The organism is Parendozoicomonas verongulae, assembly GCF_009711465.1.
GTDB lineage: Bacteria > Pseudomonadota > Gammaproteobacteria > Pseudomonadales > Endozoicomonadaceae > Sansalvadorimonas > Sansalvadorimonas verongulae.
The window spans coordinates 1-24,249 of record NZ_SMME01000870.1 but is presented as its reverse complement, the minus strand read 5'-3'; the positions used below and the strand labels follow the sequence as shown (position 1 = coordinate 24,249).

The following is a 24,249-nucleotide window of genomic DNA, read 5'->3' as shown; positions in this document are numbered from 1 at the left end:
TCTTGTGCTAGCTGGGCTTTATGCCCAGCATTTTTTTATTCGCCTACAATGGAGTTCTTCCAGCAGGTAATAGCGTAAGAACAGGTAGAAGTATGTTTCCTTTAGGCTTTCCTCGCATGAAATCAGATGATCGCAATGAGTTTTGGACTTACGTAACTGTAGTCAACAGGAGGTTATGCTTTTCCCTTGCGTTATTGTTTTTTTGCTCAAGCGTACAAGCCGTCAACTGGGCTGATAAGCCATGGTTTAAGCACTACCCAGACAATATTCAGAAAAAGCTGACCACTAACCCGGAATTGAGCCCGCCCTCTATCGATATTGAGGCATTATGGGGAGATTATTTCGCTACTTCAGATGCAGCTACTCGTATAGCTGTGACAGGTTTGCAAAAGAAGCTCACGGTTAATCAATTAGATCGACAGAGTAAAGCCCTGGCTGTTTTTCTACAAAGGCAGAAATTTCCAGATAATGCTCGCGTGGCAGTGATGATGCCTTCTTCACCGGAACTACTGGTTACTCTGCTGGGAGTTTTCAGGGCAGGTTTGGTGCCTGTGATTGTTCTGACAGCTGGCGATCATGAGATGCTGACAGTTAAACTCGGGCAGCAATTGCAGGCATCGGGAGCATCCATGCTGATTGGCATGAAAACACACTCTAAAGTAGTGGATGCTGGAATCGATGTGGCTAACAGGCTGGAAACCGAAAGGGGAGGAGAAAGTGATTTCTCCAGTATACCACTCGTGATGTCTGGAGTTATGGATGCTGATAAAGGGAGAGGTATTGTGGGGGGACTTAAGCGACTGGCGGTGACGACAGGGGCATCGTTGCAGGGCAAGACCCAAACCCCTCCAAGGGGGAGCATCTCTTTATCACAGGCTATAAACATTGGAGAGAGTGGAGAGCTGAGATACTTTCAAAAAAAGCCTGATGATACAGCTATATTGCAGTTTACCAGTGGCACAACCGGGACACCTAAAGCTATACCCATCAGCTATAAAAACCTGTTTTCAAACCATGCGCAGGTTGTGGATATATTGCAGCACTATATGAGGGACGCACCAGAAAACCCTTCTATGTGGATGCCTCTGCCGATGACTCACTCATTTGGTTTATTGGTGGCGCTCGGTGTTACACCTACAGTGAAAGGAACTTTGCATCTCGTAGCAGACCCTCGTAATGCCAAAGAGCTCATGTCAACCTTGTCAAATAGTCAGCCTGACATGGTGTTTGGGGTTGATAAACTATTGCATAGATTAGCGACGGGGATGTCGGAAAGCCTCACAAAAGTATTTGAAAATAAAAAGCCAACTCTGGTTATCTCTGGAGCCTCAGCTACAAGAAGCACGACGCGAACCGCGGTGCAACGTGTTTTCGGCACCAACATTACCGAGGGGTATGGTATGTCTGAAACCACTGTTGCTATAGCTTTGGAACTAGAGCCAGGGGCGGGACTGGTACCTTTGCCTTATGTCGACCTTGTAATTGCCAATATTCCTGATGATGCAGATATAAGTGCTGGTATTGATCTTGAAATGTATGCGGTGGACGACGAAGGGGATGTGTTGGTTTCTGGTGATAATGTTTGCTCCGGGTACTATGACTGCCCTGATGAGACAGCCAAAACATTCATCGTTGACAAGCACGGACGGCGCTGGATAAAAACTGGAGATAAAGGCGTTCTGAAAGAGGGCCACCTTAAGTTAACTGGTCGTTCAAAGGAAATTATTATTGTTGGTGGTCAAAACGTAAACCCTGAGAGTATTGAAACTATCGCGAATACCGTGGCAGGGGTTCAGGAGTCCATGTCTATCGGAATACAAAAGTACACTGATACAGCAACTGCGGATGAAAGGGTAGCCTTGATTGTTAACCCTCACCCTGGACACGAGGTGTCGCCAGAACAGGTTCTCAAAGCTCTACGAGAATCGAGAGGTCTTGAAGCTCATGAGTTGCCTGTGGAAGAATTAATTCATGTGCTTAAGCCGGGTGTGGTTTTGCCCAGAACCCCCCTGTTTAAGCTGAAAAGGGTGCCGGTAAAGAATCAACTTGCAGATATGATTCGGAAACATTCTAGCAGTCTCAAAGAGGAGCTTTCTGTTAAGGATCAGGCAATATTTTTGAGACAGGTGAGTTTAGAGGGAGGTAAATAAAGCTAACCCGAGGTTCTTATCTGTTTGATAGCAGGCGCCGGACAGAGGCAACATGGCGCCTGCTGACAACCATAGGATGTTCCTTTCCACGAATATGTATTTCATAAAAGCCTTGCTCGTTACGCATAAAATTTTCGATGGCGTCATGAGCGACAAGGGCGTTTCTGTGGATGCGTACAAAGCTTTCCCCCAGCCTGCTCTGAAGGCTCTTGAGAGATTCATCAATCAATACTTCCCCCCTGCTGTAGTGCACGGTGACATATTTGTGGTCCGCATGAAACAGGGTGATGTCGTCAACTGGAATCAGCTCAATACCTTTGTGAGTGCGGGCTGAGATATGACTGTCGGGAGATTGCTGGGCACCTTCACCCTGTTTGGCATTAAGTGCGGAGAGCTGTGAGCGGGTCAGGCGTTGGGCACGCTGTAGAGTGTCTTCTAACTGAGCCTGACGAACGGGCTTTAACAGGTAATCCACGGCTTGCGCCTTAAAAGCATCAAGAGCGTGATCATTGTAGGCTGTGCAGAAGATCACAGCGGGTGGTGTGTCCATCCTGGCGATATGTTGTGCACAGGCAAGGCCATCCATCCCCGGCATACGAATGTCCAGAAGGACAATATCTGGTGTGTGTTTTTCAATCAACTGCAAAGCGTGTTGACCGTCCCCTGCTTCTTCTTTTACTGCTTCAACACCCGTAATGCGGTCCAGCATTATGCGCATGCGTTCTCGGGCGAGAGGTTCATCGTCGCAGACCAGTACCTTTATATTGTTGTTTATGGTCATGTTGTACGTTTATGTCTTCTAGCTTTTTGATCTGTCCGGGCAGTTAAGGGTGGTTTCAAACCAGCTACGATTGTCGCTCTGATAAATGCGGGTTTGCAAACCTGCTTCGTCTCCATAGAGTGCCTGGAGTCGGTCGGTAATATTATTCAGTGCCATCTTGTTGCCATGAGAAGAGTTATCCACATCTTGCTGAGGAAGTGTATTGCGCACTGTTAAAGTTATGATCTGCTTCTCACTGCAGATATTTATATGCACCTCACCGCCTTGCGGGTCGGGCTGAATGCCGTGATAAACCGCATTTTCCAGAATGGGTTGCAGGCAAAGTTTTGGAATCACTGCATCCGGAGAGAACTCATCAGTTTTCCAGACTGTGTTGAGGCGTTCTCCAAAGCGCAGAGATTCGATATTGAGATACTGCCTGGCTAGAGCGATTTCTTCCTTTACGGAAATGAGAATGGTGGCCTTATCCAGACTGGCACGGAACAAGTCTGCCAGATCCTCAACCACTTGCTCGGCAATCTGTGGCCGTGAGGTAATCAGGCTGGCAATCGTATTCATACTGTTAAACAGAAAGTGCGGCTGAATGCGGGAGTGAAGAGACTGGATGCGAGAGTTCAGCTCGGCCTGTTGCTGACGTAAAACTTCCTTTTGCAGAAAGAAGTAACGCAACACCATGGTTCCCATAATCAGAGCAATAATATTGTTACGAAGAAGCTGACCGTCCTGCTCCTGCCAGAAGCTGACAGGCGCCCCGGGACTAAGGGTGGAAAGAGAGAGGCTTCCCATAATCCATATAGAAATCAGCGTAAACAGGGATGTTACAGCAAGGCATACCGACAGACATGTACCTGTGATAACGGCAGGGTTAGCTCGGTACAGCAGTGGCCGCAGGCTGCAGATGACAGCGGCCGAAACCAGCACAATCCATTGCACAAACAAGGAGGTCAGCGCCAGACGATTCCAGTCAAAGGTGCCAGCACCTGTCCAGGCAAGAACCAGAACCAGCACAAACAGCTCAGCAATAACAACCAGCAGAAATACTGCACGGGGGGAGCAAATATTGGGTAGAAAAAAATTATCTGCATCTTTGTCGGGCAGACTCATCAACAGGCTCAACTTATACGCTATTAGAATTTATTCCTTAGTTATACCGCTAATCGGGAAGCGAAGAAATGTCGCCAGCGGTATAATCTCCCGACAAGTCCATTTATAAATCAATAAGCAAAACATTTCTCGGGATGCAGACATCATGAGTGAGAAGGTGAAATCAAATCAGCAGTGGGGCGGACGATTCAGCGAACCAGTGGATGCGTTCGTTGCGCGATTCACGGCATCAATTGATTTTGATAAGCGCCTTTATCATCACGATATCAAGGGCTCCAAAGCCCACGCTAAAATGCTTAACAAGGCCAGTATTCTTACAGACGAAGAGCTGGAAAGTATTCTACATGGCCTTGCAGACATTGAAGGCGAAATTGAGCGGGGCGAGTTTGAATGGTCGGTAGCGTTGGAAGATATTCATATGAATATAGAAGCGCGGCTGACTGAAAAGATTGGTATTGCAGGTAAGAAGCTGCATACCGGCCGTTCCAGAAATGATCAGGTAGCTACCGATATACGTCTCTGGCTGCGGGATGAAATCGACAATATTCTTGATGAGCTGGAACGGTTACAAAATGGCCTGACAGAACTGGCCGATAAAGAAAACAAAACTATCATGCCGGGCTTTACTCACCTGCAGGTTGCCCAGCCCATTACCTTCGGACATCACCTCAGAGCCTGGCGAGAAATGTTAGTGCGCGACTCCAGCCGTATGCAGGACTGCCGCAAACGTATGAATCAAAGCCCCCTCGGCGCAGCAGCTTTGGCGGGAACTACCTTCCCGATTGATCGTAACTATACTGCGGAGCTTCTGGGGTTTGATGCGCCAACGGCTAACTCACTGGATTCCGTCAGTGATCGGGACTTCGCCATCGAGTTCTGCTCCGCCAGCGCATTGGTGCTGACTCACCTCTCCAGAATGTCGGAAGAACTGGTGCTGTGGACATCTCAGCAGTTCGACTTTATCGAAATGCCAGATCGGTTCTGTACCGGCTCCTCCATCATGCCCCAAAAGAAAAACCCCGATATACCGGAACTGGTGCGCGGCAAAACAGGACGTGTGAATGGCCATCTGATGAGTCTGTTGACACTGATGAAAGGTCAGCCGCTGGCTTACAACAAAGATAATCAGGAAGACAAGGAACCACTGTTTGATGCCGCGGATACGGTGAAAGACTGCCTTCGAGCTTTTGCGGATATGGTGCCCCATATCAAATCCAAACCGGAGAATATGCGCGCTGCTACCAGGAAAGGCTTTGCTACGGCAACCGATCTGGCCGATTACCTTGTGAAGAAAGGCGTACCCTTCCGTGAAGCTCACGAAATTGTCGGCAAGGCCGTGGCTTATGGTTTGAACACCGGTAAAGACCTTTCAGACATGACACTGAATGAACTACAGCAGTTCTCCGGTGTGATTGAATATGGCGTGCAGGATGCGCTTTCTCTGGAGGGCTGTGTGAGTGCCCGTGGGCATGTTGGCGGGACTGGAGAGTTTGCCTGACGCTCTCAGGGTCATAAAAGGCCTGAGGTAAACACCTCAGGCCTTTTCATTTACACGTACTCAGGAAAATCCCCTTTCACCACCAGAATATCCTCCATAATCAGATACTGAAGATCTGACCCAAAGAACATATTCAAGGCATCCGTAGGTGTGCACACAACTGGCTCACCACGGCGATTCAAGGACGTATTCAAAACCACACCATTGCCGGTGAGCTTTTCCATCTCTTCCATCAATGTGTAGTAACGGTCGTGTATTCCGGGGTTGAGAGCCTGTGCGCGGGATGTGCCATCTTCGTGAACAACTTCCGGAACGCGGCTCTTCCACTCCTCGTTTACTTCGAAGGTGAACGTCATATACGGTGCTGGATGATCAACTTTAAACATTTCCCTGGCTGTACGCGCAAGCATACTGGGACAGAACGGGCGCCACCGCTCGCGGAATTTAATCTGTTCATTGATACGGTCAGCAATCCCCGGATGGCTGGGGCAACCGACAATACTTCGGCCACCTAATGCACGAGGGCCAAACTCCATCCGGCCCTGGAACCAGGCAACCGGGTTACCTTCGTGAAGCACTTTGGCGATGTTCTGGGGAATATCTGCAATTTGCTTAAACTTTGGTTGCTCAGGGTGTGCCTTACAGGCTTCAACCACCTGTTCATTAGTGAATGATGGGCCAAGATAAACGTGCTCCATCTTCTCAACGCCCTGCCCGCGCTGCATGGAAACATACGACGCCGCCCCAATAGCTGTGCCGGCATCACCAGATGCAGGCTGGACAAACAGCTCTTTGACTTCCGGGCGAGCAATAATCTTCTGGTTCAGCTTCACGTTCAGTGCGCCACCACCTGCAAAAGCAATCTTGCCGGTTTCCTTGATGATATCGCCGAGATAATGATCCATCAGCCCCAGTACCACCTTCTCATACAGAGCCTGAATGGATGCAGCATAGTGAATGTAAGGATCGTCAGCCACATCACCCTGACGACGAGGCCCAAGCCAGTCCACCAGTTTGGGGGTGAAGTAGAAGCCTTTGCCTTCTTCCTTGTACCGGCGCAGGCCGATGACGTTGGCTAGCTTAGTGTTGATCTTGAAGTCTTTTCCATCGAAATCAATCAAACGGCTAAGGTCGTATTTGTTCGGATCACCATAAGGAGCCATGCCCATCACTTTGAACTCACCATCGAGCATATCGAAGCCGAGGTATTCGGTCATGGCGCCGTACAAACCACCAAGGGAGTCGGGGTCGTAAAATTCTTTAATCTTATGAATCTTACCGTTCTCGCCATAACCAAAAAAGGTAGTGGCGTATTCACCTTTGCCGTCCACACCCATAATGGCGGTTTTTTCGGTAAAGCCGCTCAGATGGTAGGTGCTGGAAGCGTGGGCAAGATGGTGCTCAACCGGTTCAAACTCAAAATCGCCCCAAGTGAAGCCAATGCTTTCCAGCATCAAGCGGATGTTGCGCACATAGCGGCGATAACGACGGTTGCCGTTGAACAGAGCATCAAGGGAGCGATCAGGCGCGTACCAATAGCGCTTGGCGTAGTGCCAGCGTGCTTTGGAGGACAGACTGATAGGAGCCATGGGGACGGCAACAATGTCGACATCGGAGGGCTGAATTCCGGCTTGCTGTAATACAAACCGGGTCGCTTCCAAAGGCATTTTACCCTTGGCGTGCTTATCCCGAATCAGGCGTTCTTCTTCAACGGCAGCAACGAGCTTACCGTCAATATACAGTGCAGCAGAAGGGTCGTGGCCAATAGCGCCAGACAGACCAAGAATAATCATCAACGATTCCTTAGTACTCAGTGCAAAGCCCTATCCCGGGGTGAAGTAGCCAAACTATGAGAAAACAATTACTGCCTAAAACACCCTGGATAAGTGCTGGATTACTGGTTCAAAGAGTGCGGCAACCTCAGGGGAGTTATCCCAGTTGCGGGCAAACCTTTTTATGTCTTGCTGGTGAACTTTATAAAATTTTTGAGGGTCTTTATACGAGGTCATAGCATCCAAATCAATCAAAACAGGCTGGTTATCAACCAGCAGGATATTGGTTGCCTTTAAATCCCCATGGAAAATCAACGAACGTTTTAGCGTGTTCAGCATCACGTCAATGTTATCCCGCACTTCCTTACAATTGGCTGGCAGTTCACCTTCCGTAAACCACTCAAGGGCATGGGGAGAAGGCTGAAAACGATTGATGATATAGCTGCAGGTTGTGATAGGGCCAAAACGTTTTTCTTTCATCGCCAGCGGCTTGGGTGTTTTAACTCCCAGCATGTGAAGCAAATGTCCATTCAACCAGCTGATGCGTGCCCGTGACGTTGTCAGACAGCGGACGTATTTATGGAGAAAGCCTTTTTTGCTCTTATAACGTTTAACAAAAGCCTCTTCTCCATCATCCAGTGTCACAATCGCAACGGTGTTGGTTGTGCCCCGTTTAAGAACTTTGCCAGATTCAATATAGGGCTCAGGGTTGGCGAGAAACGCCCGTAGGGCTGGAGTGTCTTCGCTTTTATCCACAGAGACAAACTCACGCCAGCTATCATAAACCCGGAACTGGGTGCAGTTCCTCAGTGATTTTTGCACAAACCGCTCACGCCACTTGCGCTGCTGCTGAACAAGTAATGAAAACTCATTCTGTGAACTCTGGGCGGTGATATCAGGAGCAACTTGAGAGTAAGCATTCCACAGGTCAGGGATAAAATTGTCATACATCGGATAGAGTACCGCCTGAAACAGTGCCAGATTTTCCAGTGCTTCTTTGCGCGAGAGAGAGGCGGAAATCCTGGCTCCACCACCATCAATCAGAACCAGCTCTCCCTTGTGCAAAAGCAGGTTGTCAAGATGGATATCTGTCTGACGAACTCCGGCTTTGTGCATACTGGCCAGGATTCGACCAATTTTTATAATCCACTGCCGACGGGATGTTTTGGTGAGTTCTTTATGCCACTCTTGCTCAAAGCTTTCCACTGGGGCGAGGAGAGCGGTTGCCACAATGCTAAGGTTGTCGTTTAAACTATGCGCAATCAATGCAGGCGTGCTGACTTCTGCACGCTGAAACCCGCTTATGCCGTCGAGCTCACGCTGCGCATCCCGCCGCGCCTTCGGTCCATAAAAGCATTTTGTCACGACGGGTTGCTCATTCAGGACCGCCTGAACAACGATACGCTTACCGGGTAAAAAGCGCAGAACCTTCTGACAAAGTAAATCACCTGCATCACTGACAATAATAAAGGGGACTTCTGGAGCTTCAGTCAGCTCCGGCAATTCCTCGGCAGTGTACACTTTGGTTTCCTGACTGAGTTGCTGGTTCATTCCCGCCCCTCAAAGAACTTAACAATACGACGAATCATCTTTTTATCTTGTGACGTCAGTTTTTTATCTGTTCTGCGATAGAGCTTAAAAAAGTGCAAACGCTGGGTGCGACTGAGGTGGTATTTCCCCATCTTATCCAGACAGGCCAAATCTTTAATAATACGATAACGGAGAAATGGCCCGAACCAGTGCTGACCTGCGGGGCAATCAATCAGGAACACACCGGGATTATCAATATCGTCATTTACGAGAACATTGCGCCATTTGAAATCGTTATGAGCAAAACCATCGTTGTGCATTTTACGGGCGCTATCGGCTACCTGTGCGATTACCTTTTGCACCCATTGGCGATTTTGAAAACAAGGGTCTTTGCTGTGAGCGAGATCTGACAGGTCACGGGTATTGGGCAGAGCCTCGGTAATCAATGCACCTCGGCCAGCGTAAGTGAGAAAACGTTCCTCGCCGTAAGCGGCTAATCGTGCCGCAGGAATATCCAGCTGTTTGAACAGCTTAAGGTTGTTCCACTCGCCCCGTAAGCGGCTACGGCCCAACCAGCTGCGCAGGCCTTTGGTCGCATGGTAGCGCTTTACATAGAAAGTAACGCCATCCTGTTGGTAACGAAACACGGTACTTTCTGTATCACCTGAAACAATGCCTTCGAGAATGGGAAGACTGAAAACTTTATCCAGAGTGGAGAAATTATCTCCGATAGGCGTCCCACGGTACTGGGGCGCTACTGTCCAACGAACTTTGCGAAGCAGGTTGCCGATCATGGCGTCCCCCATTTGCGTTGGGCACGGTCATAAAGCTGCTGGGCTTTGTTTTCTAAACCTGACCAAAGCCAGTCGTACTGTTTGAAGGCTTCCCGTAACGGCAGGCCGGTGTATACACGAATAAAGCGGTAAATATCCCGGCGGGTTAAACCGATATCCAGCGCTGAGTGATAGAGGCCTGCAATATCTTTACGCACCCAGCGTCGTGGGGTTTCGTCCCGCAGTTGGGTGCGATGGAGGTCGATAAGTGAGACTTTGAAATTATCCGGGTCAACATTCTCTATACCGTTGGGAATAGCCAGCAGGAAATGACAGAGATAGTAGTCCCGGTGGTTTACGCCATTCGTGTGCAGAGTGCGACTAACCTGCGCGAGTTTTTCAATCAACTTTTTCTTAAGGCGAAATGAGGGCGGGTTTTGTGGCCAAGGCTTGCAGAAGTCCTCAAGGCTGATAGTGTCGACCAAATCTTCTGTAACAATAAACGAGTGCTGTGTAGCAGGGTTACAACCCTTTTTGCCATAGCCGACAACTTTCATGGTATCTACACTGAGAGGCTCTAGCTTATTTATTGCCAGATACTCATTCTCTGCCCCAAGCACCGGTTTGCGCAAACGAATGCAGTTCTCGATGATTTCAAACCAGCCCACACCTCGGTGGATTTTCACAAAGAAGCTTTTGCCGTCTTGCTTAAAACGCAGGGTTTTGCGAGCTTCCAGTTGGCGAAACACCTCACCTTCCAGTTGCTCAACTTTCTCAAATGGATCCTGGCCTTCCCATGCTTTCAGGAAGTCCTCTCGAAGATACAACACAGTTAAGGAAGCTCCCTGTCTTTCATCATTTTTCCAGTGCTTTCAATAATATCGGCGGCGCGCTGGGGCAGACTATAAATGTCCGCGGTTTGGGCAAAGGCCAATGCATTAGTCTGCCATTGTTGCCTTTGTGCCGGGTCGGTATTTAGCATGGTGGTCAGGCGTTGGTTTAAATCGTCTTGCTGGAAGGGGGATGGCACCACATCACCGGCCTGAGCATCCAGAATATAATGGGCATAACCACACACCGCCGTGCATAGAACAGGCAAGCCTGCTACAAGAGCCTCCAATAAAACTGTGCCTGTGTTTTCGTTGTACGCCGGATGAATCAGCATATCGGCTCCCACCAGAAAACGGGGAATATCATCCCGGCCCTGAAAGAAAGTGATGTGATCACTGATACCCAGGGTTTTCGCCTGAGCCTGAAAACGACGAGGGTCATCCTGCCCGATAAGAAACAGGCGCGTTTTACTGCGAAGGGTATCAGGTAAGCCTTTAATAGCCAGCAGAGCACGATCTACACCTTTGGTTCTGAATCCGGACCCCACCATCAAAATGAGGTTTTCGTCGTCTTTCAGGTGGAACTCTTTGCGGAACTGGGCACGAATCTCATCGGCGTTGTCTGGCCGTTGACGATCCCGGGAAATACCCGGCGGCAAAAGGTGCAGGCGATTCTCTGGTGTGCCGTAGTATTTTTGAAAGAGTGTCTTCTCATTTTCAGAAATCAGCAACGAGACTGTCTCAGCGCCTATCTCAAACACTGCTCGTTCATAGGCAGAGAAATGACGATAACGGCGTGTGTGCTTATACCAATCTTTACGCAGGGTGCGGGCTTTGTGTTCAAAGCAGGTGTCTGCTGCGTAGTACACATCCAGCCCGGGCATTTTGTTAAAGCCAACAACCACATCGGCAGGGTTTTGCTTCAGCTGACCTTTTACCCACGCCTGAAAACGGTTGTTGCGGGTCGGTGAAGTCATACCAAACGGGCGATTTGTGTGAATCTCAAATCCGTCCGGCCGTTCGCCATCCCAGTCCATCGTATAAACGGTAATGCTGTGTCCTGCCTGCTGGCAGACTTTGGCGATCCGCAGGAAGTCTCGCTGCAGCCCGCCAAAGGGAAAATATTTGTAGAGTATAAAAGCCAGCTTCATTGAGACACTGCCTGCCAGACAATATCTGGCGTCATAGGGGCAAAGATAGCGGGTTCAATATTGGAAGCGGGCATGCTACTTGGGCAATCATCAAGAGTCAGGTGAACCTGCTCCTTGCCATAAGCGCCAACAAGAGCCGGGCTTGTGGGGCCGTAAAGGGAAACGGCGGGAACTTCCAAAGCCGCGGTGAGATGACCAAGGCCGGTATCCACAGCGACTACCTTTTTGGCACCGGCAATCACCGAGGCCATGTCTTTGAGGCTCATGCGGGGAAGAACCAGTGCGTTGTCGGCAGACTCAGCAATACGGTTGGCCCGCTCTCTCTCTTGCTCACTGCCCCAGGGCAGGCAGACGTAGTAACCGGCTTCTGTCGCTTTTTTAGCCAGCTTACACCAGTACGTATCCGGCCAATGCTTATCCACCCAAGTGGTTCCGTGAATAAAAACAAGATAAGGGCTGGAGGGGCGTACTTTGTTGGTGTCGGTGAAGGTTTCTGCCTTCAGTTGGAAATGACCTTTCCCTTCTGGAAGTGGATAACCCAATGCTTTGGCAAACAGCTGTCGTACACGTTCAACGGCATGCTGGCCTTTGGCAATTGCTTGCGGGTGGCTGTAAAAGCGTGCAGCCATGGGTTCTCTGGCAGAATTTTTATCCAGCCCGTAAACCGGTGCATGGATGCCCCGGGTAAGAATGGCACTTTTCAACAAGCCTTGAGCATCAATCACTACATCGTATTTGTTGGCTTTGATCTGGTCGCGGAAGTTTTTCCACTCGCCGCTCTTCCAGGTTCGCAGAATGTTTTTTCGCCAGCGTCGAATGGCAACCGGAATAATATTGTCCACAGCCGGGTGCCAGGACGGAATCTCGGAAAAGCCCTCTTCGACAACCCAGTCGAATGTAATGTCGGGAATGGCAGCGCAGGCATCAGTAATGGCGGGCAGGGTGTGAATCACATCACCCAGTGAGCTGGTTTTGATAATCAGAACTCTCATGCACGATGCTCCTGTGCCAGCTCAGTAAGAGCATTCAGCGCCAGCTTTGGCTCCAGCTTGTTCAAGCAATTCAGGTGACCAAGAGGGCATTCCCTCTTAAAGCAGGGACTGCAATCCAACCCAAGGCGCAAAACCCTGTGGTTCTTGTTTAGCGGTGGTGTGAATTCCGGTGACGTGGAACCATACACCACAACGAGGTTTCTGCCTAAAGCAGCAGCGATGTGCATCAGGCCGGAATCGTTGCTCACTACGGCATCGGCGCAGGAGAGCAGATCAATTGCTTCACCAAGGCTGGTTTCACCGGCAATGTTGTGAGCAGCTGAACGCAGCTCTTCGGGAATCAAAGACACAATATCTTCATTGCCCGGCTTGTCTTTGGCAGAACCAAACAGCCAGACCTGCCAGCCTTCCAGCAGCTTCTGTCTGGCGACTTCAGCGTAGTGTCGCTCCGGCCAACGCTTAGCGGGGCCAAACTCGGCACCGGGGCACAGAGCCAGAACAGGCTTGGTGGCAGCTAGGTTGAAGCGCTGACGTGCCGCAGTACAGCTCTCGGCGTTAGCTTTGAGTGCAGGGCTTGGCAGTTGAGCGGGGAGTGTTTTGTGTGGCTCGTAAGCCAGAGCGATGAACCGCTCAATCATCAGTGGATAACGTTCTTTATCCAGCTTACGGATATCGTTCAGCAGGCCGTAACGCACTTCGCCCTTCCAGCCAGTGCGCTTGGGAATACTGGCGAAAAATGGCACAAGGGCGGATTTCAGGGAGTTGGGCAGCACAATGGCTTGATCGTAATTGTTGGCGGCCAGCTCTTTCCCTAGCTGCCTGCGGACGCCAATTTCCAGTTTGCCATGGCCAAGAGGCATATCCAGCCCACGGTTGACCTCTGGCATGCGTTCCAACAGGGGAGCACTCCAGGCGGGGGCCAGTACGTCAATTCGGGCGTCGTTATCCTGTTCTTTTATTGTGGTGAACAGGGGCTGGGCCATGACCATATCACCCACCCAGGATGGGCCAACAATCAGATACTTCACATTTTTCCCTGAGTTATTGTTTCCGTCAGTACTCGATTTTGTGGTGCCACAAAAAAAGAGGCGGTAATTATACGCCTCTTTTGTATAACAGTTTCTATCTGTCTTTTACGGTTTTCCGCAGTTAGCTGACTGGAGAGAGCCACTCCGGCCACTGTTCTCGTTTGCCGGTGACTTGCTCGAAATACATGGTTTGCAGTTTCTCGGTGACAGGGCCTCGCTTACCAGAGCCAATTTTACGGCCATCGTGCTCACATATGGGCAGTACTTCTGCAGCTGTTCCGGTAAAGAAGGCTTCTTCGGCAATATACACTTCATCGCGGGTGATGCGCTTCTCCCGCACTTCAATGCCCAGCTCACTCGCAAAACGGATCACGGTGTCCCGGGTAATGCCTTCCAGACAGGAAGTCAGTTCTGGTGTGTAGAGAATACCATCTTCTTTCAGAATGAAGATGTTCTCACCGCTGCCTTCTGCCACGTAACCTTCGTTATCCAGAAGCAGGGCTTCCTCACAACCGCTGTCCAGCGCCTCTTTGAGGGCCAGCATGGAGTTTATGTAGTTGCCGTTTGCTTTAGCCTTGCACATGGTGATGTTTACGTGATGGCGGGTGTAAGACGACGTGCGAATTTTTATGCCCTGCTCTTTTGCCTCCGGGCTCATGTAGGAGGGCCACTCCCAGGCTGCGACGATGCAATGGGTTTTCAGGTTGTCTGCCCGCAGACCCATGCCTTCAGAACCATAAAAACACATGGGGCGCAGGTAAGCTTCGGAAAGATTATTCTCCCGCACAACCGTCTTGTGGGCATCGAAAATATCCTGCTTGGAGAAAGGTATGTCCATGCTCAGAATGTGAGCACTGCGGAACAGGCGGTCAGTATGCTCTTGCAGTCGAAAAATCTGCGGGCCTTTGTCAGTTGCGTAAGCACGCACACCTTCAAACACACCCAGACCGTAGTGCAGAGTGTGTGTCAGAACGTGAGTTTTGGCCTCACGCCAGGGAATCAACTCGCCATCAAACCAGATAACGCCATCTCGATCGGCGAAAGACATAGGTTCTCCTGTCATTCATTTGCTTGTTGCTGTCTGTGGAGGGCAGTTTCCCGCCCGATCGTTCTTTTTGTTGTGTGCGCCGTTTCAAGTTTAACAGTGCTCATGTGAAGAGCCTTGTGGTTTGTAACCGCAAGGCTTTTCTATTGCATCATAAAACACCTTGTCTTAATAGAGTATCTCGTCGTCAAGCAGCATGTTCCAGAAGGAAATAATGGTTTTTCGATTGCTATGCATCTGATCGCCACTGACCTGACTTCCCAAGTTCTGTAACGCCTGCCGGTGCAATGTTTTGCGGTAGACTTTATAGGCCTCACTTAACTGCTGAACATGCTCAACAGAAACAAGTTTGGCATCTGCCAGCTCTTCCAATATGCGGATGTTGTCTGTCCAGCGAGTCAGAGCCGGATGCGTGTGAGACCAGGCCAGCACCGCAAACTGCACAATGAACTCAATATCAACAATACCGCCATGGTCATGCTTGAGGTGGAACGGACTATTTGCTGTCCAGCTTGTGGGAAGAGTGCCTCCCCTGGTGGATTTTGTGCCTAGGCTCTTCACCATTTTATGGCGCATTTCCCGCACTTCTTTTTGTAGTTTTGTAAGATCCCTTGGTTGAGAGAGGGTTTCGGCCCTCACTGTTTCAAACTGTTTCGCCAGTTCTGGAGAACCTGCTACACAGCGGGCACGCACAAGCGCCTGATGCTCCCATGTCCAGGCCTCTTTCTGCTGATACTTCTCAAAAGCGGTGAGTGATGACACCAGCAAGCCAGAGTTACCAGACGGCCGCAGCCGCATATCCACTTCATAAAGCTGCCCGGACATCGTACTGGTGGAGAGCATATGAACAATCCGCTGTCCTAACCGTGTGAAGAACATGCTGTTATCCAGCTGGCGTTCTCCAGCGGTCATGGCGTTCGGGTTGCTGTTGTGGATAAACACAAGATCAAGGTCTGACCCTGGCCCCAGCTCAATGCCCCCCAGTTTTCCGTAACCGACAATCAAAAAGCCCGGCTTCGGTTCGTCGCTTTTGTAGCCCGGTGAACCATGGCGACTGGTCAGCTGGTGCTGGGCAATATCCTGAACTGCACAGAGAATAGTCTCTGCAGTCCAGGTAAGGTAGTCGCTTTCTTTCATCAGCGGCATTTTCCCCACCACCTGCGCAGCAGCCACCCGCAGCATGTGTGCCATGCGGAAGTAGCGCAGGGATTCCATCTGGATTTCCAGATCATCTTCCGGAATATGGGCCAGTTGCTGGCGCAGCTCATCTTCCAGCTGAGCTTTTTCCGGTGGCGTGTAGAGGTTGCCAAGGTTCAGGAACTCATCCAGCAAAGCCGGATGACGAGCCACCTGCTCGGTAATCCACGGGCTGGCGGAACAGAGAGATACCAGATGCTCCAGTGCACCGGGGTTCTCTATTAAAAGCATCAGATAGGCAGTTCGGCGCAAAACAGCCTCAACAATCGTCAGTAATCGTTGTAAAGCCTGATCGGGGTTCTCTTCCCGAAGTACGGCTTTCAGCAAACAAGGCATAAACTGGCTGATGCGCTCGGCACTTTGGCGACGTACGGTTTTGAGCACTTTGCCGTCGCGGAGAGTTGTCAGACGGCGATGGGTTTCATCAGGATTCAAGAATCCCATCTTATTGAGGAGGGCAACTTCCTCTTCTTTGTCCAGGCGGGTATTCCAGAATGTATCCCAGTCTGCCACTGGGTGGCTTTCGTCGTCTTGTGTGTCTTCAGCCTCGGAGACAATGGCGCTGAAGTGTCGGTCTACGTTGTTGCGATGTCTGTCGAGCTCTGTCACAAAATCATCCCAGCCCGTAAAACCCATCGCCAGAGCCAGGCGGAACTGCTCATCGGGATGACTGGGAAGGGTTTGTGTCTGCTTGTCTTTCCATGCCTGCAGTGCATGTTCCACATTGCGCAGAAACTCGTTGGCTTCACGTAGCTCCATGCAGACGTGCTGGGGAAGATAACCGGAGTTTTCAAGATGGTCGAGGCAGGTCAGCAGCGCCCTCACCTGCAGGCTGCGATCCCGCCCGCCATGAATAAGCTGAAAGCTCTGCACAATAAACTCGATCTCCCGTATCCCCCCGTGACCAAGCTTTATATTGTTATAGATACTGCGTCGTGCAACTTCCTGCTGGATCATGCGCTTCATATCTCTCAGGGCAGTGATGGCACTGAAGTCGATATAACGCCGGAACACAAAGGGATGAAGCATTTGCATCAGTTCGTTAGCAGCTTCGCCACCGGTAATAACACGGGCTTTGATCATGGCGTAACGCTCCCAGTCCCGCCCTTGATCCTGATAGTACTGTTCCATGGCTGAATAGCTGAGTGCCAGTGCACCACTCTGACCATAAGGCCGCAGTCGCATATCAACCCGGAAGACAAAACCCTCTGCTGTAGTGGCATCCAGCACACGAATCAACCGCTGGCCGAGGCGGGTGAAAAACTCCTGATTAGTGAGAACGCGTTTTGCCCCCCGAGTTTCTCCTTTTTCGGGATAACAGAAAATCAGATCGATATCAGACGACAGGTTCAACTCCCCTGCTCCCAGCTTCCCCATGCCGAGAATGGTCATCTTCTGGTGTGGTGTGGGCGTGCCGAGTTGTTTACAACAATCGTCGTGCAACCAGTTGTACGACTGCTGTATACAAGTGTCTGCCATGATAGAGATGTCTGCTGTGGTTTCGGTCATGGGAGCGAGGCGGTTGAGATCCCGAAAAATAATTCTTAGCAGATGCTTTTTTCTGAACTGGCGCAGCTGGCTCATCAAAATTTCTTCGGAGTCAGACTCGGCCAAGAGCTGGGCAAGCTCTTCCTCCATCTCACCTTCAGACAAGCTACGATGTAAAAGGCCACTGTGCAGTAAAGCTGTGAGAACGTTGGGGGATGTGCTGCAGACAGCCCAGGAAAACTCGCTGGCGCCCCATAGATGAAGAATCTGTTTCTTAGCTGTCGCAGGAATATCAGGTTGCCGCTCAGGAGAAAAAGTGTCTGAAAATAACTGCCAGCGTTGCTCCTGTTGCTCGGTAACTTTTGCGGCACGTGTATCCGGTGGAACAGTGGCCATAGTTTTTCATCCTCAGTGGCATTTCGCTAGTGATACGTCGCTGGAAGGCTAAGTTTACCGGAAGTGTAAGGGGGTGTTTACTTCGGCTGTTTGTGAGTAAAAAACTACCGAAAATGTTTAGTTTGTTAATAAACTCGTTTTTTTGTAGAAAAATTACAGAAAAAGTTGAATTTTTAGTTGAAATTGATCGGTTTTGCGTTGTAAAACTACATATACTTTAGAATGGGTGCCCGGCGCGTATGCGTACCCTATCGGCGCCTTCAAACTCTTCCTCTATCTATACTGACTTCGTTCAGTACCGGGGACATAACATGCAACGCGATACCGATCCGATTGAGACACAGGAATGGCTTGAAGCACTTGAAGCCGTACTGGAAAATGAAGGCGAAGAGCGGGCTCACTACTTGCTTACCCGCTTGGCCCAACAGGCCAGCCGAAAGGGCACCCAGCTGCCTTATGCGATAACCACTCCTTACCGGAATACCATCCCGTCTTCCAAAGAAGCCAAGATGCCCGGCGACCTGTTCATGGAGCGTCGTATTCGCTCTCTGGTACGCTGGAACGCACTGGCTATGGTTCAGCGTGCCAGCAAACGTGGCGGCGATCTGGGTGGTCACATCTCTTCTTTTGCATCCAGTGCCACTCTGTATGACATTGGTTACAACTATTTCTTCCACGGCCCTGACAGCGACCGTGATGGCGATCTTGTTTACTATCAGGGTCACGTAGCACCGGGCATCTACTCCCGTGCTTTCCTCGAAGGCCGTATCAACGAAGGGCAGATGGACAGCTTCCGTTCCGAAGTGGATGGCAAGGGTCTTTCCTCTTACCCACACCCATGGCTGATGCCCGACTTCTGGCAGTTCCCAACCGTATCCATGGGCCTTGGCCCGCTGCAGGCGATCTATCAGGCTCACTTTATGAAGTACCTGATTAACCGCGAGATGATGCCAGAGCAGGGCCGTAAGGTTTGGGCCTTCCTCGGCGATGGCGAGATGGATGAGCCAGAATCTCTGGGTGCAATCTCTCTGGCAGGCCGTGAGCATCTGGACAACCTGGTGTTCGTAGTGAACTGTAACCTGCAGCGTCTGGATGGTCCTGTTCGCGGTAACGGTAAGATCATTCAGGAGCTGGAAGGTGTATTCCGAGGCGCAGGCTGGAATGTGCTGAAAGTGACCTGGGGCCGTCATTGGGACCCACTGTTCGCACAGGACAAAGACGGCATTCTGCAGCAATTGATGGATGAAGCCGTAGATGGCGACTACCAGAACTGTAAGAACAAAGGTGGTGCCTGGACCCGTGAGAACTTCTTCGGTCGCTATCCAGAAACCCTGAAGATGGTTGAAAACCTGTCTGACGAAGATATCTGGAAGCTTAACCGTGGTGGTCACGATCCATACAAGGTTTACGCGGCTTACCACGCTGCTGTGAACCACAAGGGCGCCCCCACTGTGATTCTGGCCAAGACCGTAAAAGGCTACGGTACCGGTGCTACCGGTGAAGCTGCCAACATCACTCACAGTGTTAAGAAACTGCCAATGGATGACCTGAAGGGCTTCCGTGACCGTTTCGACCTGCCTATTAAAGATGAAGATCTGGAAAACATTCCATATTTCAAACCAGAGCCCGACAGCCCTGAAATGGTTTACATGCGCAAGCGTCGTGAGAAGCTGGGTGGCTTTATTCCACAGCGTCGTCGTAACACCGATGTGCAGCTGCCAATTCCTGAACTGTCTGCGTTCGATGCCGTCCTGAAGGGCAGCAACGGCCGTGAAATCTCCACCACCATGGCGTTCAACCGTGTTCTGGGTGTGCTGGTGAAGGATAAGACTCTGGGTAAGCACATTGTGCCGATCATTCCTGACGAAGCCCGTACCTTCGGTATGGAGGGCATGTTCCGTCAGCTGGGTATCTACTCTGCCCACGGTCAGAAGTACGAGCCCCAGGATTCCGACCAGCTGATGTTCTACAAAGAGTCCAAGACAGGCCAGATTCTGGAAGAAGGTATCAACGAAGCGGGTGCACATGCTGCCTGGATTGCTGCGGCAACCTCCTACAGCAACAACAACATCCCAATGATTCCGTTCTATGCCTACTATTCCATGTTCGGTTTCCAGCGTACGGGTGACCTGGCCTGGGCTGCAGGTGATATTCAGGCGCGGGGCTTCATGATTGGTGCAACCGCTGGCCGTACCACCCTGAACGGTGAAGGCCTGCAGCATCAGGATGGCCACAGCCACATTCTGGCGAGCACTGTACCTAACTGCATCAGCTACGACCCAACCTACGGTTACGAGCTGGCTGTAGTGATTCAGGACGGTCTGCGTCGTATGTACGGTGAGCAGGAAAATGTTTACTACTACATCACCACTATGAACGAAAACTATGTTCAGCCTGCCATGCCAGAGGGTGATGATGTTGTTGAAGGCATTCTGAAGGGCCTGTACCGCTTCTCCGAAGGTGAGAAGAAAGAAGGCAAGCGTGTGCAGCTGATGGGCTGTGGCACCATTCTGGAAGAAGTTCGCGCCGCTGCCGACATTCTCCGTGAGCAGTTTGATGTGGAATCTGACATCTGGAGTGCAACCAGCTTCAACGAACTGAGCCGTGAAGGTAAGGAAGTTGCCCGCTGGAACATGCTGAACCCTGAGAAGGCGCAGCGTAAGTCCTGGGTAGAAACCAAGCTGGAAGGCGCACAGGGCCCTGTGATTGTAGCCACAGACTACATGAAAATGTACGCTGATCAGATTCGCGATCTGGTTCCTGCTACCTACATCACCCTGGGCACCGACGGTTTTGGCCGCTCCGACACTCGCAAGAACCTCCGTGAGTTCTTCGAAGTGGATCGTAACTTTATTGCTTTTGCAGCCCTGACTGGCCTGGTGAAAGACGGTGAGCTGGAAGCAAGTGTGCTGAGTGACGCGATCGCTAAGCTGGGCATTAACCCAGAAAAGGCTTCTCCGCTCTACAGCTGAGAAACGCATTGAACATTTCCTCTGAATTCGGGCAGCATCGCTGCCCGATCAGATATGAAGGCTAAGAGAATGGCTGAAGAGTTAATCAAGGTTCCGGACATCGGCGGCGAAGGCGAAATCGTTGAGATTAACGTTTCCGTTGGCGACACCGTTGATGCAGAAGACACAATCGTCACTCTGGAGTCTGACAAAGCGACCATGGAAGTTCCGGCCCCTATAGCCGGAAAGGTTGTTGAGATTCTGGTGAATATTGGTGACACCTTGGGTGAAGGTGCGCAGGTTCTGAAACTGGAAACGGAAGGTAGTGCAGCAGAAGCTCCTGCACCGGCTCCAGAGTCAGAAGCACCAGCTCCCCAACAGGAAGTTGTTGAGGCAGCTCCTGCGCCACAGGTTGCACCGTCTGTTCAGACGATCGATGTGAAGGTTCCGGACATTGGCGGCGATAAAGCGCCCGTTGTTGAAATCGCAGTGTCTGTTGGCGATGAGATTCAGGTTGATGACGCGCTGATCACACTGGAATCCGACAAAGCTACCATGGAAGTACCCTCCACGCAGGCCGGTAAAGTCACGGCTGTGCATGTGAACGTGGGTGACGAGCTGGGCGAAGGCGATCTGGTTATCAGTCTGGAAGTTGCAGGCGCTGCACCAGCCCCAGCGGCTGAGTCTGCTCCCACGCCAGCACCTCAGAAAGAGATTCCTGTTCCAGCCGCGTCTGTGAGCCCATCTGGCCATGCGACGAAGGTTGCCAGCATTGAAGAAGTGAAGCCTGCTCTGACTGGTCATGTTTACGCAGGCCCTGCCGTGCGCCGCATTGCCCGTGAGTTTGGCGTTGAGCTGCCTCTGGTGAAGGGTACTGGCCCCAAGGGACGTGTTCTGAAGGAAGACGTTCAGGCGTTTGTTCGTGAACGTCTGTCCAGGCCTGTTGTGGCAGAAGCTGCCAGTGCCATGGTTGGTTCAGGTATTCCTGAGATTCCAGAAGTTGATTTCAGCCAGTTTGGTGAAATCGAGGTTGTGCAGATTAACCGTCTGCGTCAGGTTGCTGCAAAGAACTTCCAGCGCAGCTGGTTGAACATTCCTCACGTAACTCAGCACGACGATGCCGACATCACCGAACTGGAAGCGTTCCGCAAAGCTCAGAAGAAAGTTGCAGAAGCCCGTGGCACTCGCCTGACGCCTCTGCCCTTCATGCTGAAGGCTGCGGCTTATGCCCTGAAAGAAATGCCACAATTCTGTGCGTCTCTGTCTCCAGACGGCAAATCTCGTATTCTGAAGAAGTATGTGAACATCGGTATTGCTGTTGATACTCCGGACGGCCTGCTGGTTCCTGTTATCAAGGATGTTGATAAGAAGGGCCTGTGGGAGCTGGCTGTTGAGTGTGCTGAGCTGGCCGACAAGGCTCGAAAGAAGCAGCTTAAGCCGGACGAGATGAAAGGTGGGTGCTTCACTATCTCCAGCCTGGGTTCCATTGGTGGTACATCCTTTACTCCAATCGTAAACTCTCCTGAGGTAGCGATTCTGGGTATCTCCAAGGCTTCTATGAAGCCAGTGTGGAACGGTAGCGAGTTTATGCCTCGCCTCATGCTTCCTCTGTCTCTGTCTTATGATCACAGAGCTATCAACGGGGCAGAAGCAGCGAAATTCACTGTACTGATTTCTACCTTACTTGCGGATATCAGAAAGCTTCTTCTCTAAACGAGAAGACCATCAAATCAAAAAAAGGAGTTTTAAGCTCCTTTTTGATTTGATGGTCTATTTTGAGAGTCCCTCTAAATAACGTTTCCCTTACAGACGTTTTTCCTTTTGAAAAAATAAGCGTCACCTGTTGTTTATTATTTTATTTTGTTGAAATAAGTAGACTATTTATTTGTTTTTTCAAATATTAGTTTTTGATTAGTTTTGTTTTTGTTATCTCGAATTATTCTCAATAAACCTTGTTTTTGTTTTGTATTTCATTTTTTTTTAGAAGCGTTGCTTTTTTAGTTATTAACTCTTGCTGTTTGCATATTGGCTGCCGTAGGATGGTCAAAACCGGTCGGAAATTATCAGCCTTCGACCGGTCTTTCCTGATATGGCTGTAAAATTTGGATGCTAACAGTAAAGGGGAAAGATGATGCTGGAGGGTTGTAAGTCAGCCAAAGAAAGGTGGGGGGGAGTTTCTGAGCTTATTGATAACTGGTTGAATGAACGACAGAATATGATTGTTTTGTATTGTTCAATGACTGGGGTCGAGCCGCACAGTAATGATGAGCGGCCATTGCAGGATAAGCTTCGTAACTTCTGCCAGTTACTTGTTGATTACGTATCAGCAGGGCACTTTGAAATTTATGAGCAGTTAGAGCAAGAGGCGCTGGAGTTTGGCGACAAAGAAGCCTTAAACAACTCTGGGCAGCTGTTTGCCTCTATCCAGAAAAATACGGGAGCCTGCCTTGATTTCAATGACAGCTGTGAGAAAGTCGGTTGTGTTGTAGGGCTGCAGAACCAGCTTTCTCAAATAGGGGAAACCCTTGAGGAGCGCTTTGAGCTGGAAGATCGGCTCATTGAGATTCTGCACAATGCTCACAGAGACACTGTCACACAAATTGAAGCGGGATAGAGGTACTTGCCTGTTGCTGATTGCAGCAACAGGCAAGTATCTGTCTTATTAAGACGGTGGTTTACTGAGCAGCTGGTGCCGCAGGAGGAGTGACTTTGATCAGCTCAACCTCGAAGGTCAGCAATTCATTAGGGCCGATGCCGCCCTGTGGTGCGCCACCCGGACCATAGGCCAGATCTGATGGGATGTAGAGCTCCCAGGTCGATCCTTCTGGCATCATCTGGAGGGCTTCAGTCCAGCCAGCGATAACCTGGTTTACGCGGAATGTTGCGGGTTGGCCGCGATCGTAGGAACTGTCAAAAACCTTACCGTTCAGCAGCGTGCCTTTGTAATGAACGGTCACTTCGCTGTCTTTTGTTGGCTTTGGACCTTTTCCTTCCTTCTTAATGGAATACTGCAGGCCTGAGTTGGTGGTATTAACACCGGCTTTCTTACCGTTTGCCTTCAGGAAAGCGTTGCCTTTCTCAAGGTTCTTTTGAGCTTCTTCAATCATTTTTTGCTGAGCTTTTGCCGCAGCTTCCTGCTGAGCTTTTTGAATGATCTCAAGCATTTTTGCCTGCTCAATAGCTGGCTTTTTATCAGACAGAATGTCGCTCATACCGGCAGAAAGCATGGATACGTCGAGGTCGTTGAAATCAGACTTCACTCGCATACCAAGGAGCGCACCCAAGCTGTAGCTGAGCTTTTCCTTGTCTGTAGTTGGTGCTTTATCCGCTGCCATAACAGGCAGGGCAGTAACAGTAGACAGCACCAGGGCCGCAGCAATTTTTGTCAGCTTCATTGCGTTCTCTTCTTTCAATGGCAGTGTGCGGCCAGGCCGCAAAGGGACATCTTTGTTCAATTTAGTGATGAAGGCAAGCGATTCTGGTGTTTTTATGAATAAGGAAACTACGGTTTTTTGACGTGTTTTAATAGGGGTTTTTCCAGGGTCTTCGGAAAGGCTTGTCTG

At 50.3% G+C, this 24,249-nt stretch carries 17 protein-coding genes; 5 read left to right on the top strand and 12 right to left on the bottom strand.

The annotated features are described in order from the left end of the window. The first annotated feature begins 20 nt into the window (after positions 1-20). On the top strand, positions 21-2,150 hold the full coding sequence (locus E1189_RS20270) for a class I adenylate-forming enzyme family protein (protein WP_155162974.1): 2,130 nt from the start codon (positions 21-23) through the stop codon (positions 2,148-2,150). Positions 2,151-2,166: 16 nt separating this feature from the next. Here E1189_RS20270 and E1189_RS20265 read toward each other — a convergent pair whose 3' ends face one another. Together E1189_RS20265 and E1189_RS20260 are read right to left on the bottom strand one after the other, a co-directional pair. Beyond that, entirely contained in the window at positions 2,167-2,931 is a 765-nt protein-coding gene (locus tag E1189_RS20265) for a LytR/AlgR family response regulator transcription factor (RefSeq protein ID WP_155162972.1), read from the bottom strand. 18 nt (positions 2,932-2,949) lie between these two features. Then, positions 2,950-4,035 (bottom strand): sensor histidine kinase, encoded by a 1,086-nt coding sequence (locus E1189_RS20260; protein ID WP_155162970.1) that lies wholly within the window; start codon positions 4,033-4,035, stop codon positions 2,950-2,952. Between the two features lie 145 nt (positions 4,036-4,180). Between E1189_RS20260 and argH the strand changes: the two genes are divergently transcribed. Next, positions 4,181-5,533 carry an argininosuccinate lyase gene (gene argH / locus E1189_RS20255; RefSeq protein WP_155162968.1) on the top strand — a complete coding sequence of 451 codons (1,353 nt, stop codon included), beginning with the start codon at positions 4,181-4,183 and terminating at the stop codon, positions 5,531-5,533. Positions 5,534-5,583: 50 nt separating this feature from the next. Here the strand turns inward: argH and E1189_RS20250 are convergent, their stop codons facing one another. The 9 genes from E1189_RS20250 to glnE all read right to left on the bottom strand — a co-directional run bounded on the left by E1189_RS20250 (position 5,584) and on the right by glnE (position 17,735). Further along, positions 5,584-7,326, bottom strand: coding sequence for a carbamoyltransferase family protein (locus E1189_RS20250; RefSeq protein ID WP_155162966.1), 1,743 nt, complete (start codon positions 7,324-7,326; stop codon positions 5,584-5,586). Between the two features lie 75 nt (positions 7,327-7,401). Then, entirely contained in the window at positions 7,402-8,856 is a 1,455-nt protein-coding gene (locus E1189_RS20245) for a lipopolysaccharide kinase InaA family protein (RefSeq protein ID WP_155162964.1), read from the bottom strand. After that, the gene (locus tag E1189_RS20240; RefSeq protein ID WP_155162962.1) at positions 8,853-9,629 is read right to left on the bottom strand and encodes a lipopolysaccharide kinase InaA family protein; all 777 of its coding nucleotides are present in this window, start codon (positions 9,627-9,629) and stop codon (positions 8,853-8,855) included. Before E1189_RS20240 ends, E1189_RS20245 begins: the two co-directional genes overlap by 4 nt. Continuing rightward, on the bottom strand, positions 9,626-10,438 hold the full coding sequence (gene rfaP, locus E1189_RS20235) for a lipopolysaccharide core heptose(I) kinase RfaP (protein ID WP_329602145.1): 813 nt from the start codon (positions 10,436-10,438) through the stop codon (positions 9,626-9,628). The genes E1189_RS20240 and rfaP overlap by 4 nt, the downstream gene beginning before the upstream one ends. Before the next feature lie 2 nt (positions 10,439-10,440). Then, positions 10,441-11,589, bottom strand: a complete 1,149-nt coding sequence (locus tag E1189_RS20230; RefSeq protein ID WP_155162960.1) for a glycosyltransferase family 4 protein — start codon at positions 11,587-11,589, stop codon at positions 10,441-10,443. Further along, positions 11,586-12,581 (bottom strand): lipopolysaccharide heptosyltransferase I, encoded by a 996-nt coding sequence (gene waaC, locus E1189_RS20225; RefSeq protein WP_155162958.1) that lies wholly within the window; start codon positions 12,579-12,581, stop codon positions 11,586-11,588. Before waaC ends, E1189_RS20230 begins: the two co-directional genes overlap by 4 nt. Further along, positions 12,578-13,609 carry a lipopolysaccharide heptosyltransferase II gene (gene waaF, locus E1189_RS20220; RefSeq protein ID WP_329602144.1) on the bottom strand — a complete coding sequence of 344 codons (1,032 nt, stop codon included), beginning with the start codon at positions 13,607-13,609 and terminating at the stop codon, positions 12,578-12,580. The genes waaC and waaF overlap by 4 nt, the downstream gene beginning before the upstream one ends. A 121-nt stretch (positions 13,610-13,730) precedes the next feature. Beyond that, a complete protein-coding gene (locus E1189_RS20215; RefSeq protein WP_155162956.1) occupies positions 13,731-14,657 on the bottom strand; it encodes a branched-chain amino acid transaminase in 927 nt (308 codons plus the stop codon). 165 nt (positions 14,658-14,822) lie between these two features. Next, positions 14,823-17,735 carry a bifunctional [glutamate--ammonia ligase]-adenylyl-L-tyrosine phosphorylase/[glutamate--ammonia-ligase] adenylyltransferase gene (gene glnE / locus E1189_RS20210; RefSeq protein WP_155162954.1) on the bottom strand — a complete coding sequence of 971 codons (2,913 nt, stop codon included), beginning with the start codon at positions 17,733-17,735 and terminating at the stop codon, positions 14,823-14,825. 311 nt (positions 17,736-18,046) lie between these two features. Here glnE and aceE point away from each other — a divergent pair, with 311 nt between their 5' ends. From aceE to rsd, 3 genes are all read left to right on the top strand, one after another. After that, the gene (aceE, locus tag E1189_RS20205) at positions 18,047-20,707 is read left to right on the top strand and encodes a pyruvate dehydrogenase (acetyl-transferring), homodimeric type (protein WP_155162952.1); all 2,661 of its coding nucleotides are present in this window, start codon (positions 18,047-18,049) and stop codon (positions 20,705-20,707) included. 69 nt (positions 20,708-20,776) lie between these two features. After that, a complete protein-coding gene (gene aceF / locus E1189_RS20200) occupies positions 20,777-22,399 on the top strand; it encodes a dihydrolipoyllysine-residue acetyltransferase (RefSeq protein ID WP_155162950.1) in 1,623 nt (540 codons plus the stop codon). A 415-nt stretch (positions 22,400-22,814) separates the two neighbouring features. Then, complete coding sequence (gene rsd / locus E1189_RS20195) at positions 22,815-23,300, top strand: sigma D regulator (protein ID WP_329602143.1); 486 nt, start codon at positions 22,815-22,817, stop codon at positions 23,298-23,300. A 61-nt stretch (positions 23,301-23,361) separates the two neighbouring features. On the opposite strand, the gene bamJ is transcribed toward rsd, so the two are convergent. After that, on the bottom strand, positions 23,362-24,249 hold an 888-nt coding region (bamJ, locus tag E1189_RS20190), incomplete at its 5' end, for a BamJ family beta-barrel-assembly machinery protein (RefSeq protein WP_230460558.1).